The sequence below is a fragment of the Jatrophihabitans sp. genome (assembly GCF_036388195.1).
GTDB lineage: Bacteria > Actinomycetota > Actinomycetes > Mycobacteriales > Jatrophihabitantaceae > Jatrophihabitans_A.
Genome location: NZ_DASVSG010000084.1, coordinates 1 through 14,604, shown reverse-complemented (window position 1 = coordinate 14,604; position 14,604 = coordinate 1). Strand labels below are relative to the sequence as shown.

Sequence of the window (14,604 nt, the reverse complement as noted above, 5' to 3'; positions counted from 1 at the left end):
CTGGGAGTCGCCACCACATGCGCCGGTCAGCTACCTCCTCCGCGGCCGGGCTCCGCCGTGCGATCACCGAGGCCGTCGAGGCCGCGTCGAGCCAGGACGCCGACCGGTTCGCCCAGGCCGCTGATCGGTTGGCGGTCCAGGACCCGCAACGGCTGGTCCTGGTGCAGGCGTGGGTGCTGCGCTCGCTGCTGGAAGAGCTGCATCCGGACGGGCTGTCCACCGCCGACGCCCAGGACGTGCTGCGGCGCTGCCTGCTGTCAGCAGCCCAGTGGCACGCCGAGGCCGATCCAGGGGTGCTGGTGCAGGTGCTGACCGGCGCGCTGGGCCTGTCCGACCCGGACGAGGCGGCCGCGACAGCCGGCCCGGGCGCGCTCAGCTCCGGCGCGGCGTTGCTGATCGCGGACCTGCTGAGCGTGGCCGGCGGCCCGCTGACGGGCTACCTGGATGCGGCCCTGGCCGAACTGGAACGTGCCGAAACCATCGAGATGCCCTGACCTCAGGGTCGCGACGGCTCGAAACCGCTCGGCATCGCCGCGAAGCGGTCGGTCCTGCCGATGGGCGACGCTACTACCGGTCAGCTGGCTGACGGCGGTTCGGGGTGAAGACGCCGTAGCCACCCGAGCAGGCAGCGATCACGCCCAGCAGGCCGACCAGGATGGACAGCAGCACCAGCGGGGCGCTGCGATCGGGCGCGGCGTTGTCCGCGTCGTCGACGAACACCTGCGGGATGCCGGTGCAGCTCAGGCGGTACTCGCCGGTGCTGGGAGCCACCATGGTGGCGAACAGGTGCAGGTTGCGGTCGTCCTCGGCCGTCGACGCCAACGCCACCGGGGTCTGCACCCCGGTGCTCGTGGTGGCATAGCAGGCCAGGTCGGTGAGCAGCCCGGCCTTCTTCAACTCGGCCACCGACCGGGTGGACGACAGCTGGTAGGTCTTGCCGGCGGTGAGGTGGTAGGCCGGCGGCGGGTTGGCTGCCGGGTCGTAGGCGTGCCGCTGGCCGGCCGCGACCACCCGGGCGCTGGCGAACAGCACCAGGGCAAGCACCAGCAGGACCGCGCCGGCGGCCAACCGAGCGGCGCTTCGATCGCGCGGCGGCCGGCCGCCGGACTCAGAGCCGCGCTCGGAGCCGGGCTCTCCGGCGGGCTCAGAACCGGACTCAGAACCGGGCTCGGAGCCGGCCGGTGGCGGCCGGTCATGCGGCGGCGTCGGCTGGGTCATCGGGTAGGGCACCATCTCTCGTGTGCGGGTGCTGATCGTGTCATGGGAGTTCCCTCCGCTGGTGGTCGGCGGGTTGGGTCGGCATGTCGGGCAGCTGGCCCGGCACCTGGCCGCCGAGGGACATGACGTCCGGGTGCTGACCAGGGGCACCCGGGCCGAGCCCGATCAGCGCCGCCTCGACGGGGTCACCGTCTGGCGGGCTGCCGCCGACGGGCTGGCCATCGACCTCGGCAGCGAGAGCGTGCTGGCCTGGGCGCAGGCCTTCGAACACTCCCTGACCCGGGCCGGCTTGCGGCTGGTCGCGGACTGGCGGCCCGACGTCATCCATGCCCACGACTGGCTGGTGGCCCAGACCGCCCACACCCTGCACGAGGTCACCGGCAGCCCGGTGGTGGCCACCGTGCACGCCACCGAGCACGGCCGGCAGCAGGGCTGGCTTCCCGAGTCGACGCCGCGGGCCATCCATTCGGTCGAGCGCTGGCTGTGCCGCGACGCCGCAGCGGTGATCGCCTGCTCGCGGTTCATGGCCGCCGAGGTCAGCCGGCTGTTCCAGCTCGATCCGGCCAGGGTGCGGGTGATCGGCAACGGCCCCGGGTCCTGGCTGCCGGTTGAGTCTCGATCTGAGGTTGAGACTGCTGGCAGCAACCGGGCATACGGCGGCGAGCCGCTGCTGGCCTTCGCGGGCCGGCTGGTGCACGAGAAGGGGCTGCAGGAGCTGATCAAGGCGCTGCCGCTGCTGTGCCAGGAGCTGCCGGGCATGCGGCTGGTGGTGGCCGGCGCCGGGCAGCAACTGGCCGCCCAGCAGGACCGGGCGGCCCGGTACCGGGTCAGCCACCTGATCTGCTGGGCGGGCTTCCTGGACGCCGCCGAGCTGACCGGGCTGCTGGCCGCCGCCGACCTGGTGGTGGTGCCCTCGCTGTACGAGCCGTTCGGGATGGTGGCGCTGGAGGCCCAGCTGGCCGGCACGCCGGTGGCGGTCTCGGACACCGGCGGCCTGGCCGAGCTGGTGGAGCCCGGGGTCACCGGCCTGCGCTTCGCCCCGGAGAGCCCGGCCGCCATCGCCGCCGCCGTCCGCGAGGTGGTGGGCGATCCCGAGGGCGCCCGGCAGCGCGCGGCCCGCGCCCAACGCCGGGCACAGGAGGAGTTCGGTTGGCCGGCACTGGCCCGCCGGACGGCCGAGGTCTACGCCAGCGTGCGACGGTGATCGCTCAGGTCAGGCCCAGCTTGGCGGCCATGTCCGCGATCGCGGCCCGGGTGTCCGCGCCGGCATCGTGATCATCGCGCCGGTTGCGGATCACCCTGGCCGGCACCCCGACCGCGACCGAGTACGGCGGCAGGTCCCGGGTGACCACGGCGTTGGCGGCCACCACGCAGCCGTCGCCGATCACCGTGCCGCGGACCACCGACACCTTGTTCGCCAGCCACACGTCGGAGCCGATCCGCACCGGTGACTTGACGATCCCCTGATCCTTGATCGGCCGCTCGATGTCGACGAAGACGTGATCGAAGTCGGTCACGTAGACCATGTCGGCGATGATGCTGGCCGCGCCGATGCTGATGTCCAGATAGGCGTTGACCACGCTGTTGCGGCCGAACACCACCTTGTCCCCGATCCGCAGGGTGCCCTCGTGGCAGCGCAGCGAGGTGCCGTCCCCCAGGTGCACCCAGCGTCCCAGCACCAGCCGTCCGAACCCCGGCCGGGCGTACACCTCGACGTTCCTGCCGAGGAAGACCATGCCCTGGGTGATCACATGCGGATTGGCGAGCTTGAACCGCCAGAACCGCCAGTACCGCAGCAGGTACCACGGCGTGTACGCCCGGCGCCGCAGCACCCAGCGCAGGCTCGCCCCGCTGAGCCAGCGCGGCTGGCCGGCATCAAGGCCGGGATCAAGGCCGGCATCGAGGCCGGCATCGCGGACGCGGAACCGCCATCGGCCGACCATGGCTCAGCCCGCGGGCTCGAGCGCGTCGAGCACCTCGGCCGGCTTGGCGCACAGCCGCAGCGCGCCGGCCGCGGTCAGCTCGGCCGCCGAGCCGTACCCCCACAGCGCGCCGGCGCAGCCCAGCCCGTGCGCGGCCGCGCCCAGCACGTCGTGGCTGCGGTCCCCGACCATCAGCACGGTCGCCGGATCCGGAGCGCCGAGCCGGGTCAGCGCCTCGCCCACCACCAGCGCCTTGGAGTCCCGGAGCCCGTCGAGGGTGTCGCCGCAGATGGTCTGGAAGAAGCCGGCCAGCCCCAGGTGGGCCACGATCCGGCTGGCGTGCGGCTCCGGCTTGCTGGTGGCGACGGCGAGCCGGAAACCGCGGTCGGCCAGCGCCTGCAGGGTGTCGGCCACCCCGTCGTAGCAGGCGGTGTCGAACATGGCGCCGTCCTCGACGTAGTGCCGGCGGTAGGCGCTGACCACCTGATCGACCCGGTCCTCGCCGACCAGGGGCGGCAGCGAGTGCCAGAACGGCGGGCCGAGCAGCGAGCGCGCGGTGTCGGGATCCACCCAGTCCAGCCCCGCCTCGGCGAAGCTGGCCCGCAGCGCGCCGAGGATGCCGGGCGCCGAATCGCTCAGCGTCCCGTCGAGGTCGAACAGGACGGTGTCGATCATGCCGGCTTGGTCCCGGTGATCTCGACGTTGTAGAACAGCCGGGCCGGCACGAACCTGGCCAGCACCGCCGAGTCCAGCCGATGCAGCCGCTGCCAGTTGGTGTAGGCGAACATCGCCCAGCCGAACCCGAGCTTCTCGCGCGGGACGGCCGCCTCGAACGTCCGGACCGGCCAGCCGAACCAGGCCGCGGTCAGCTCGTCGGTCCGGGTCGCGACGTCCGCAGCCCCGGCCCGCTCGGCCAGCCGGCGCAGCTCGGCCGGGTCGAAGGTGTGCAGGTCGACGACGGCCTCCAGCGCCGCGGCGCGCGACGAGGCGTCCAGCTCGGTCTTGGGCCGGGACCAGGACTTCAGCCGGTCCAGCCGGGTGATCCGGGTGGTGGCCCACCAGGTCAGCCGGGACAGCCGGCGGGCGATGAGGTCGCCGTAGCGGGTGGGCTCGCCGGCGAAGACGAACCGGCCGCCGGGCTTGAGCACCCGCAGCACCTCCCGCAACGCCTGCTCGACGTCGGGGATGTGGTGCAGCACCGCGTGCCCGACCACCAGGTCGAAGCTGTCGGCGTCATAGGGGATGGACTCGGCGTCGGCGACCCGGCCCTCGATGTCGAAGCCCAGGTTGGCGGCGTTGCGGCGGGCGACCTCGACCATGCCGGGGCTGAGGTCGGTCACCGCGCCGGAGTCGAGCACCCCGGCGAGCTTGAGGTTCAGCAGGAAGAAGCCGGTGCCGCAGCCGAGCTCCAGCGCCCGGCCGTAGGGCCAGCCGTCGGCGCCTGCGACATGGGCGAACCGGTCGCGGGCGTAGTCGATGCAGCGCTGGTCGAAGCTGATGGACCACTTCTCGTCGTAGCTGCCCGCTTCCCAGTCGTGGTAGAGCACGTTGGCGAGCTTCGGGTCCTTCCAGGCGGCCTCGACCTGCTCGGCGGTAGCGCTGGCGACGGTGGGATTCGGCGCGGCGGGCATGCTCAGTTCCCGATGAACTCGGCCTTGCCGGGCCCGGACTCGATGAAGGAGCCCATCCCGCGCTGCTTGTCCTCGGTGGCGAACAGCCCGGCGAACAGCTGGGACTCGAGCTTCAGCCCGCTGGCCAGGTCGGTCTGCAGGCCGCCGTCGATGGCGAGCTTGGCCGCCCGCAGCGCCAGCGCCGGCCCGCGGGCGAACTTCGCGGCCATCGCCTGGGCGGTCGGGTACACGTCGTCGGCGGCGACCACCACGTCCACCAGCCCCAGCTCCAGCGCCTCGGCGGCGTCGACGAACCGTCCCGTGAAGACCAGGTCCTTGGTCTTGGCAGGGCCGATCAGCCGGGCCAGCCGCTGGGTTCCACCGGCGCCCGGGATCACGCCCAGCAGGATCTCGGGCTGGCCCCACTTGGCGTTGTCGGCGCTGACCCGGAAGTCGGCGGTCAGCGCCAGCTCGCAGCCGCCGCCGAGGGCGTAGCCGGTCACCGCCGCGATCACCGGCTTGGGCAGCTGGGCGATGGCATCCAGCGACGAGGTCAGCGCGCCGGCCCGGCGCTGCATGTCCTGGGCCGACATGGTGTGGAACTCCTTGACGTCCGCGCCCGCGACGAACACCTTCTGCCCGCCCCACAGGATGACGGCCCGGATGTCGTCGCGCCGGCCGCACTCGGCGGCTGCCTCGCGCAGCTCCTCCTGCACCTGGGTGTTCAGGGCGTTCACCGGCGCCCGGTCGATCCGGATGGTGGCCACCCCGTCGGCGACCTCGAGGGATACGAACTCAGTCATGGCCGCGAGCCTACCCAGAGCCGCTGACGGGTCGCGCGCGATCAGCTCCAGCGGGCACGGGCGAAGTACCGGCCGTCCTCGTGCTCGACGGTGAGGTCCAGGCCGAAGGCGCGGGACAGGTTCTCCGACGTCAGCACGTCGCCGATCAGCCCCTGCGCGACCACCTTGCCCTCGCCGAGCAGCAGCGCGTGGCTGATGCCCAGCGGGATCTCCTCGACATGGTGGGTCACCAGGATCATCGCCGGCGCCTCCGGGTCGGCGGCCAGCCTCGCCAGCCGGCGCAGCAGGTCCTCCCGGCCGCCGAGGTCCATGCCGGCGGCCGGCTCGTCCAGCAGCAGCAGCTCCGGGTCGGTCATCATCGCCCGGGCGATCTGCACCCGCTTGCGCTCGCCCTCGCTCAGCGTGCCGTAACTGCGCTCGGCGAGCTCGGCCACCCCGAACCGGGCCAGCAGGGTCCGGGCCCGCCGGACGTCCAGGCGCCCGTACGCCTCCCGCCAGCGCCCGATCACGGCGTAGCCGGCCGAGACCACCACGTCGATCACCAGCTCCCCGGGCGGGATCCGCTGGGCCAGCGCCGCCGAGGACAGCCCGATCCGGGGCCGCAGCTCGAACACGTCCACCGAGCCCAGCCGCTCGCCGAACACCGCGACCGTCCCGGTGGTCGGGTGCATGGTGGTGGCGGCCAGTTGCAGCAGGGTGGTCTTGCCGGCGCCGTTGGGCCCGAGCACGGCCCAGCGCTCGTCCTCCTCGACCGTCCAGTCCACGGAGTCCAGCAGCAGCTTGCTCCCCCGCCGGACGGTCACCTGCCGCAATTGCAGGATGGCGTCGGGGTCTGGTTCGAAATCGGGGCCGGCCACGCCCCTATCCAACCGCACGTTCACAACTGGTGAGAAAACGGCACGCCCCTCGGCGGCGTAAGGTCGCCTGCGCTATGGAACCTGCACCCGACCTCAGCCACCGCCTGGCACACCAGCTGGGCGCCAGCCCCGGCAACCTGGTGGCCTGGCCCGGCGCGCCGTTCCCGCTGGGCGCCTGCTGGGACGGCGAGGGCACCAACTTCAGCATCTGGTCACCGACCGCCACCCGGGCCGAGGTGTGCCTGTTCGTCGGCTCCGGCCCGGAGACCCGGGTGCAGCTGTCGGAGAAGAGCTTCCACATCTGGCACGGCTACCTGCCGGGGATCAACCCGGGCCAGCGCTACGGCTTCCGCCTGGACGGGCCGCACCACCCCGCGAGCGGCCACCAGCACAACCCGGCCAAGCTGCTGATCGACCCGTACGCCCGCGCCATCGAGGGCGACTTCACCGAGAACATCGCCTGCTATGCCAGCAACGACCTGGACTCCGCGCCGTTCGTCCCGCGGTCGGTGGTGTCCCTGGACGGCTTTCCCTGGGGCAACGACCCCCGGCCGAACACGGCCTGGGAAGACACCATCATCTACGAGCTGCACGTCAAGGGCTTCACCGCGCGCCATCCGGGCATCCCCGAGGACCTCCGGGGCACCTACGCCGGGTTGGCCCACCCGGCCGCCATCTCCTACCTCAAGGATCTGGGCATCACCGCCGTCGAGCTGCTGCCGATCCACCACTTCATCAGCGAGCCGGCCCTGCAGCGGCGCGGCGCGAAGAACTACTGGGGTTACAACTCGATCGGCTTCTTCGCCCCGCACGCCGCCTACGCCACCCACACCGGCCGGCTCGGCGGTAACCAGGTGCGCGAGTTCAAGGCGATGGTGCGCGCCCTGCACGCCGCCGGCATCGAGGTGATCCTGGACGTGGTCTACAACCACACCGGCGAGGCCACCCCGGACGGGCCGATGCTGTCGTTCCGGGGCATCGACAACAGCGGCTACTACCGGCTGGACCCGGACAACCCGGCCAAGTACCTCGACTACACCGGCTGTGGCAACACCCTGGACGTCCGGACCCCGGCCGTCCTGCAGCTGGTGATGGACTCGCTGCGCTACTGGGTCACCGAGATGCACGTCGACGGGTTCCGGTTCGACCTGGCGTCGGCGCTGGCCCGGTCGCTGCACGATGTCGACAAGCTGTCCTCGTTCTTCGACACCATCCACCAGGACCCGGTGATCAGCCGGGTCAAGCTGATCGCCGAGCCGTGGGACATCGGCGACGGCGGTTACCAGGTGGGCGAGTTCCCGCCGCTGTGGACGGAATGGAACGGCAAGTACCGCGACACGGTGAGGGACTTCTGGGCGCACGGGGCGGGCGGCGTCCGGGACCTGGCGTTCCGGCTGACCGGGTCCTCGGACCTCTACGCCGAGGACGGCCGGCTGCCGTTCGCCTCGATCAACTTCGTCACCGCGCACGACGGTTTCACCATGCGGGACCTGGCCAGTTACGAGCGCAAGCACAACGAGGACAACGGCGAGGGCAACGCCGACGGCACCGACGACAACCGCTCGCTCAACTTCGGGGTGGAGGGCGAGACTGCCGATCCGACGGTGAACGCCCTGCGGCGCAAGCAGGTTCGCAACCTGCTCACCACGCTGCTGCTCTCGACCGGGGCGCCGATGCTGGTGGCCGGGGACGAGCGGTATCGCACCCAGGGCGGCAACAACAACGCCTACGTCCAGGACAACGAGATCTCCTGGCTGGACTGGGAGGACACCCCGGCGAGCGCGGACCTGCTCGAGCTGATCCGGCGGCTGATCGCGCTGCGCCGGGCCTCGCCGGTGCTGCGGCAACGGGCGTTCTTCGAGGGCCGGGCGGTGGACGAGGACGGCTGCAAGGACCTGGCCTGGTTCCACCCGGCCGGCGGCGAGCTCGGCGCCCGGGACTGGTTCGACCCGGCGCTGCGCACCATCGGCATGTACCTCGACGGCCGCGGGCTGCGGCACCGCGGCCGGCGCGGCGAGACCATCCGGGGCGAGTCCTACCTGCTGCTGCTGCACTCCGGCGAGCAGCCGATCGGGTTCGCGCTGCCGGGGCTGCCCTGGGCCGATCGCTACCAGGTGGTCATCGACACCGGCGAGGCCGGCGGGATCTCGGCCGCCGAGCCGATCGGCGGGGGCGTCGAGATCGCCCTGGCCGGCCGCTCGGTGCTGTTGCTGCGCGCCGACCGCGACCAGCGCTAGACGGACCGGCCAACCAGGCGGCGCCCACTTCCCGAGCCGTGCGGGCGCGGTACAGAATCAAGGCCTCACGAGGGAAAGGACCCGCTCATGACCACCCGGCTCAACCCCTACCTCAACTTCCGCGACCGGACGCGCGAGGCGATGGAGTTCTACCACTCGGTGTTCGGCGGCGAGCTCACCATGAGCACGTTCGCCGAGATGCATGCCAGCGAGGATCCGGCCGAGCAGGACAAGATCATGCACTCGCAGCTGATCACCGACAACGGCCTGACCCTGATGGCCGCCGACACCCCGAACTCCATGGACTACACCCCGGGCACCAACAACTTCGCCGTCTCGCTGAGCGGCGAGGACGAGGGCGAGCTGCGCGGCTACTGGGACAAGCTGTCCGATGGCGGCGACGTCGCCATGCCGCTGGACAAGGCTCCCTGGGGTGACTTCTTCGGCATGTGCACCGACCGGTTCGGCATCCCGTGGCTGGTCAACATCGCCGGAGAGCAGCAGACATCGGCCTAGGGCAGCCCCCGGCACAGGTCCTCACGGCTGCGCCTGCTGGTCGACCGCGAGCAGGCGGAGTTCGCAGGTGTAGCGGTGGCCGTCCTGATCGGTCAGCCAGAGCTGTGACTGGTCGGGCAGCATCTCGGTGAGGGTGACCGAGCCGTCCTCCTCTGCCGCCGACCGGCGGATCGACTTGGCCAGGATGTTGACGTAGGCCAGGCTGCTGAAGTCGACGAAGGTCGGCTTGTCCTCGACCGGGACCGTGTAGAACGCCCGTTCCGGAAGGCCGTGCCGCAGCCGCCAGCGCCGGGCGCCGAGGAACCGGTCGGCTTCCGAGCGCAGGCTCGCCCAGGCCAGCTCGGCGGCCGGAAAGGTCCACGACTCGCGGGTGAGGACGAGGCGGTCGATCGTGATCCGTGGACGGTGGGCGCCATGGGCGACCGGCTTGAAGGCGTTCAGGGACGCTCCGGACAGCATCTCGCCCATCACCCTGGACAGCGGAGCCTCGAACGCGCTTGTGACGGAGCGGACGAGGAGTTGGTCGCCCTCGCGGTGCACGACCAGATCGACGGCCGGAATGATCGGCGCCGCGGGCTCGACGCACTCCAGGTAGGTGGTCCAGTAGGTGTACCGGGGCGAGAGCAGCGCCGACGGCGGCGCGACCCGGGAGGTCACGCTGAGCACGTTCCTGGGCGGGATGTTGTAGATGCGCCGGTCGCCCAGGTCCGACTCGGCGCCGGCGAGCAGCAAGGCCGGGTCGTCGTGCTGCTCGACGAAGACCCGGCTTTCCATCGTGTTGAACGACAGGTGCAGCTCGCCCAGCACGAACAGGTAGTCCTCCCGTTCGATCGCGTCCGGGTCGGCGGCGGCCAGCATCACGTCGGGTGAGTGGTGGATCGCGGTGGCCCACGGCAGCTCGCGCGGCGGGAACAGCTCCGCGACCCGCTCGGCCAGGTCCGCGCTGCGCAACCGGACGTCAGAGGCGTCCGGCGGGATCTGCAGGACCGCTGCCCACCGGCGCTGGAACTCCGCCACGGCAGCGCCGGTCGGCTGCGACAGGGTGCGTGCGTTGTAGAACAGGAAGGGAGTGGCCACGCTCAAGATCGCGGTCAGCGGAACAGCCGGGCTGCCGGTCTGGGCGGCGCGGCGTTCGTAGAGCTGCAGCAGGAGCTTGTGCCATTCCTGCCCGATCTCGGCCACCAGCCACCGGGCGCTGTCGAGCAGCAGGCCCAGCGGCTGCGCGAGCTCCTGCCGCAGAGCCGGCCCCAGGTCCACCCGGGCATCCCGGACGGTGTCCTCATAGACCAGCGTGCGGCCGGCATAGGTCTGCCCCGGACGGCGCTCGTCCGCCACTCCGGTGATGGCCTGGAAGCAGCTCCCTAGTTCGGCGAAGGCGGCTTCGAGGGCCACGTCGTCCCCGGCGCAGGCGCTGACCCGGTCCCGGGCGGCGAGCAGGCCCGCAACGATGCCGAGCGCCCGCTGACGCGCTCGCGGGTACGCAATCCGCTCCAGCCGGGCCAGCAGCGCGCGTTCCGGCCGAGCCTCGATGACGCCCATCAGATCGAGCCGCACCAGGCCGCGGGCGACCAGCGCGTCGAGGGCGGCCAGCAGGGCCGTCCGGTCGCCGAGCTCGGGAGACTCCGAGCGGGCCAGCTCCGCGGCGAGGTCGGTCACGCTGGCGATCCCGTCCAGCCGCGCCAGCAGCGCGCTCTCGCTCGCGGTGAGGGCCACTGGCCGCCGTCCCGGCACGTGCAACGTGGCGCCGTCGAGCCGGTGGGCGGCGAACAGCCGGGGCGCCAACCACGGCCGCAGCTCGGCATCGGCTGCCAGCGCCTGCGCCACGGCATCGATCGCCCAGGTCTCGAAGTAGACCGTCCGGCGCGTCAGGAAGCGCTCGCCGAGACGCATCTCCAGCGGCGGGCCCTGCTCGGTCCAGCGCGCCCAGCCGACCGGGCCGGTGAAGCCGATCGTGTCGTTCTTCAGGCCGTACCGCTGCAGGTAGTTGGCGACCGTCTGCTCATGAGCGCGGCCCCGGGCGGTGCGCGGCTCGCCGGCCGCCAGCTTGTCCAGGCACAGCTTGATGAGCTTCGGGTTCTGCCAGGTGACGGCTTCGCGAAATCGCGAGGACGTGGCGAGCTGCTGAATCGCCGCCGACAGCCGGCCGCCGGCGGACCGGTACTCCTCGAGGTAGGCGCCCTGCTCGCGGGCGTCGGCCACCGCCGCGTCGGCAGCGGCGGCCAGGCCCGGGTCGGTCAGCGCCTGGACGGCGGCTGCCGGAAAGCCCGCGCCGCGCAGCACCACGTCCCGCCAGGTGGCCCAGTCCCCGTCGTCCAGCGGGACCAGATGGGGCTTGTCCGCCGCGCCCATCAGCGCGCCAACCGGTCGATCTGGTCAGCCAGCGCAGGCAGCCTGGAGTTGGCGAACAGGGCGACGATCCCCAGCTCGACGCCGAACTCCGCGCGCACCTTCGCCATCAGGTCCATCGCGGTGAAGGAGTTGCCGCCCAGGTCGAAGAAGTCCGCGTCCGGCGCGATGTCGTCCTCGTCCAGGATCTCGGTCCACAGCCGGCGCAGCCGGTCGACGGTGGTGGTGGTGGCAGGGCTGGACGGCTCGTTCACAGCAACTCCCATTCGCGGTCGGGGTCGGCCATGGCCGTGGTCAGGATCTGGCAGTAGTCAGAGACCCAGCCGGCCACGGTGGTTTCGTCGAAGGTCTCGGGGCTGAACTGCAGCGAACCGACCAGCTCACCCGAGGGGACCGTGCCCGTGTTGAACGTCACGCCACCGGGCAACTGCTCATTCCTTCGAACCCGCGCCCGTTCCGGCTTGCGGATGACGGAGAAGCCGTCGCCGATCCGGAACGGACCGGTGGTCGTGCTGGTCAGCGAGGAATCCCAGAATCCGAACACGACGTAGGAGTTACCCGGATTCGTCATCGGCTCGCCGAGGGACGGGATCGCCTGCAGAACCTGCCGGTGTGGCACCTCGTGCTCATAGGCCTGCAGGCAGGTGGCGCGCGTGCTTATCAGGACGTCGCGAAAGCTCCGGCAGCCGGACAGGTCGGTGCGCATGGTGAGGAAGTCCAGGAAGAACCCGACCGTGTCCCGGAACTGGGGCTCGCTGCGCCCGTGGAACATCGTGCTGACGGCGGGATCCAGGGTGCCGCTGATCCGGTGCGCGAGCACGTTGAACACCGCGAGCATGACCATGAAGCCCGAGAAGCGTTCGGCCTTGACGAATCGGGAGACCGTCGCCATCTCCTCGGCGCCGACGCCGAACGAGTACCGCAGGTATGGCTCGGTGTAGCTGGCTGGGACGGGCCGGTCGGTGGGCAGGGTGAACATGCGCGCGCCGTCGAGCTGCTCGCGCCAGTACGCCAGCCTCGCAAGTGCGGCCGGCTGGGCCAGCTGGTTGCGCTGCCAGCGGGTGTAGTCCTGGTACTGGGGCGCCTTCGGCAGGTCCAGCGGGTGCTCGCCGGTCCTGGCCGCGTAGCAGGCGGCCAGGTCGCGCTCGACCAGGTTCATCGACCAGCCGTCGCAGGCGCAGTGGTGGCTCACCAGGCTGAGCACCGAGTCATGGCTGTCGAAGCGGGCCAGCTCGGCGCGGAGCAACGGCAGCTGCTCGAGGTCCATGCTGCTCGCCTCAGCCCTGGCGAGCTGCTCCTCGGCAACCTGCTGCCGGACGTGGCTGGGCATAGGTGGCAGGTCGCGGACCGTCAGCGGCACCGGCGACGGGGGGTGCACCTGCTGGTAGGGCGGGCAAGCGTCGCGCACGATGACCGAACGCAGCATCTCGTGACGGGCGACCACATCGTCCAGAGCGTTCTGCAGCGCCACCGTGTCGACGTGTCCGGTGATCCGCAGCGCCTTGCACAGGATGAATCGAGGACTGAAGGCACCCGCCTGCTCGGGCTCGCACAGATGTTGCTGCTGGCTGGACAGGGGAAGCATGCAGCCTCCTTTCTGGCTTGTCGCAGCGGATCAACGCGGTCAGGGAGAGCAGTGCTCAGCGGTCTCGCACAGCGCGCTGACCGTGCGCTGTGCGAGCAGCTGAGCGCTCCCCCGCTGTGGAGCAATTGTTGGTGATGTCCGGATCTGGTTTGACTTCCGAAGTGCCGAGCGACCGCTGGGCTGCCGGGGCCGAAAACCCGGTTGCCGCCGATCGGCGGCTGACCCATCATCGTCGCCATGACCATGGACACGGAGCGGGTACGAACAGGTTCGGACGCCACCGCGGCGGTCACCCGCCAGCAGCCCTGCCCCGGTGGGAGGTCCGTCCCGGCCCAGCCGTGACCGCCGAGCTGCTGGCCGGCCTGCTGGCGGGCTACTCCGTCGCCGTCCCGGTCGGGCCGATGGCCACCTACCTGGTCGCGCTCACCGCCCGGACCTCCGTTCGGGTCGGGACCGCCGCCGCGCTCGGGATCGCCACCGTGGACGGGGTGTACGCGGTCGCTGCCACCCTCGGTGGCGCCGCCGTGGCCGACTTCATCAGGCCAGCCCTGGGTGTGCTGCACTGGGTGTCGGTCGCGGTGCTGGCCGGCGTGGCGGCGCGCGCCATGTGGCTCGGAGTCCGGCGCGGGCAGCGGATCTCCGGCGGCCGGCCGGCGCGGGCGCTCAGCCCGGCACGGGCCTATGCCACGCTGGCCGGCCTGACCGCCATCAACCCGACGACCCTCATCTACTTCGTCGCGCTGGTGGTCGGCCTTCGAGCCGGGTCCGCCCCGAGCGGCCTCGGCCAGGCCCTGTTCGTGGCCGCGGTGTTCGCGGCCTCGGCAAGCTGGCAGTTGCTGCTCGCCTGCGGTGGCGCGGCGCTCGGCCGGATGCTCACCGGTGTCCGGGGCCAGCGGGTGACGGCGCTCGTCTCCGGCGTCCTGATCGGGGCGCTTGCGGTGCGGCTCGCAGCCAGCTGAGGACCTCGGCCGACAGTCATACCCGTCGACCGCTCGGGCGATCACAATGTATGACTGTCGCTGCGAGGGGCCGGGCAAAGGGGAGCGAGGAATGGACGGCTATGGATGTTAGAGAGATCAACCGGCGGGTGATCGAGCAGTTCCGGGCCGGCGGCGAGATCGAGGGCATGCACCGCGACCGGTTGCTGCTGCTGACCACCACCGGGGCCAGGACCGGGCAGCCGCGCACCACGCCGATGATGTTCCACCCGGACGGCGACCGGCTGCTGGTGATCGCCTCGAACATCGGCGCGCCCCGGCACCCGGACTGGTACCTGAACCTGGCCGCCAACCCACAGGTCACCGTCGAGGTCGGCGACGAGCGCTACGAGGCGGTGGCCACCACCGCGGAGGGCGACGAGCGGGACCGGCTGTGGAGCATGCTCAAGCAGACCTACCCGTTCTTCGCCGAGCACGAGCGGCAGACCGAGCGCCAGATCCCGGTGGTGATCCTTACCCGCAGCTGACGCCGGTCCGGCCCCGCTGCAAGCACGGGCACGGCTCTCGACATC

The 14,604-nt window shown here is 71.6% G+C and carries 15 protein-coding genes; 6 read left to right on the top strand and 9 right to left on the bottom strand.

Annotated elements, in window-relative coordinates; all coding sequences use genetic code 11:
- Positions 1 to 494: hypothetical protein (locus VF612_RS08740; protein WP_408659469.1), on the top strand; the 494-nt coding region annotated here is incomplete at its 5' end.
- A 73-nt stretch (positions 495 to 567) separates the two neighbouring features.
- On the opposite strand, the gene VF612_RS08735 is transcribed toward VF612_RS08740, so the two are convergent.
- On the bottom strand, positions 568 to 1,218 hold the full coding sequence (locus VF612_RS08735; protein WP_408659468.1) for a hypothetical protein: 651 nt from the start codon (positions 1,216 to 1,218) through the stop codon (positions 568 to 570).
- 22 nt (positions 1,219 to 1,240) lie between these two features.
- On the opposite strand from VF612_RS08735, the gene VF612_RS08730 reads away from it, so the two are divergent.
- Positions 1,241 to 2,422 (top strand): glycosyltransferase family 4 protein, encoded by a 1,182-nt coding sequence (locus VF612_RS08730; protein ID WP_408659467.1) that lies wholly within the window; start codon positions 1,241 to 1,243, stop codon positions 2,420 to 2,422.
- 4 nt (positions 2,423 to 2,426) lie between these two features.
- Here the strand turns inward: VF612_RS08730 and VF612_RS08725 are convergent, their stop codons facing one another.
- The 5 genes from VF612_RS08725 to VF612_RS08705 are packed head-to-tail and all read right to left on the bottom strand — an operon-like array spanning position 2,427 to position 6,410.
- Positions 2,427 to 3,161, bottom strand: a complete 735-nt coding sequence (locus VF612_RS08725; RefSeq protein ID WP_408659466.1) for an acyltransferase — start codon at positions 3,159 to 3,161, stop codon at positions 2,427 to 2,429.
- 3 nt (positions 3,162 to 3,164) lie between these two features.
- Entirely contained in the window at positions 3,165 to 3,815 is a 651-nt protein-coding gene (locus VF612_RS08720; RefSeq protein WP_408659465.1) for an HAD hydrolase-like protein, read from the bottom strand.
- Positions 3,812 to 4,771: a class I SAM-dependent methyltransferase gene (locus tag VF612_RS08715; RefSeq protein WP_408659464.1), complete on the bottom strand. Its 960-nt coding sequence runs from the start codon at positions 4,769 to 4,771 to the stop codon at positions 3,812 to 3,814. The genes VF612_RS08720 and VF612_RS08715 overlap by 4 nt, the downstream gene beginning before the upstream one ends.
- A 2-nt stretch (positions 4,772 to 4,773) precedes the next feature.
- Positions 4,774 to 5,553 carry an enoyl-CoA hydratase/isomerase family protein gene (locus VF612_RS08710; protein ID WP_408659463.1) on the bottom strand — a complete coding sequence of 260 codons (780 nt, stop codon included), beginning with the start codon at positions 5,551 to 5,553 and terminating at the stop codon, positions 4,774 to 4,776.
- 41 nt (positions 5,554 to 5,594) lie between these two features.
- Positions 5,595 to 6,410 carry an ABC transporter ATP-binding protein gene (locus VF612_RS08705; protein WP_408659462.1) on the bottom strand — a complete coding sequence of 272 codons (816 nt, stop codon included), beginning with the start codon at positions 6,408 to 6,410 and terminating at the stop codon, positions 5,595 to 5,597.
- Positions 6,411 to 6,484: 74 nt separating this feature from the next.
- Here VF612_RS08705 and glgX point away from each other — a divergent pair, with 74 nt between their 5' ends.
- Together glgX and VF612_RS08695 are read left to right on the top strand one after the other, a co-directional pair.
- A complete protein-coding gene (gene glgX, locus VF612_RS08700; protein ID WP_408659461.1) occupies positions 6,485 to 8,647 on the top strand; it encodes a glycogen debranching protein GlgX in 2,163 nt (720 codons plus the stop codon).
- 87 nt (positions 8,648 to 8,734) lie between these two features.
- A complete protein-coding gene (locus VF612_RS08695) occupies positions 8,735 to 9,163 on the top strand; it encodes a VOC family protein (RefSeq protein WP_408659460.1) in 429 nt (142 codons plus the stop codon).
- A gap of 21 nt (positions 9,164 to 9,184) precedes the next feature.
- On the opposite strand, the gene VF612_RS08690 is transcribed toward VF612_RS08695, so the two are convergent.
- The 3 genes from VF612_RS08690 to VF612_RS08680 are packed head-to-tail and all read right to left on the bottom strand — an operon-like array spanning position 9,185 to position 13,094.
- Complete coding sequence (locus VF612_RS08690; protein WP_408659459.1) at positions 9,185 to 11,512, bottom strand: lantibiotic dehydratase; 2,328 nt, start codon at positions 11,510 to 11,512, stop codon at positions 9,185 to 9,187.
- Positions 11,512 to 11,763: a phosphopantetheine-binding protein gene (locus VF612_RS08685; RefSeq protein ID WP_408659458.1), complete on the bottom strand. Its 252-nt coding sequence runs from the start codon at positions 11,761 to 11,763 to the stop codon at positions 11,512 to 11,514. Before VF612_RS08685 ends, VF612_RS08690 begins: the two co-directional genes overlap by 1 nt.
- Positions 11,760 to 13,094 (bottom strand): condensation domain-containing protein, encoded by a 1,335-nt coding sequence (locus tag VF612_RS08680; RefSeq protein ID WP_408659457.1) that lies wholly within the window; start codon positions 13,092 to 13,094, stop codon positions 11,760 to 11,762. Before VF612_RS08680 ends, VF612_RS08685 begins: the two co-directional genes overlap by 4 nt.
- Before the next feature lie 338 nt (positions 13,095 to 13,432).
- On the opposite strand from VF612_RS08680, the gene VF612_RS08675 reads away from it, so the two are divergent.
- Positions 13,433 to 14,053: a LysE family transporter gene (locus VF612_RS08675; RefSeq protein ID WP_408659456.1), complete on the top strand. Its 621-nt coding sequence runs from the start codon at positions 13,433 to 13,435 to the stop codon at positions 14,051 to 14,053.
- Between the two features lie 101 nt (positions 14,054 to 14,154).
- Positions 14,155 to 14,559: a nitroreductase family deazaflavin-dependent oxidoreductase gene (locus VF612_RS08670; RefSeq protein ID WP_408659455.1), complete on the top strand. Its 405-nt coding sequence runs from the start codon at positions 14,155 to 14,157 to the stop codon at positions 14,557 to 14,559.
- The last annotated feature ends 45 nt before the right edge of the window (positions 14,560 to 14,604 follow it).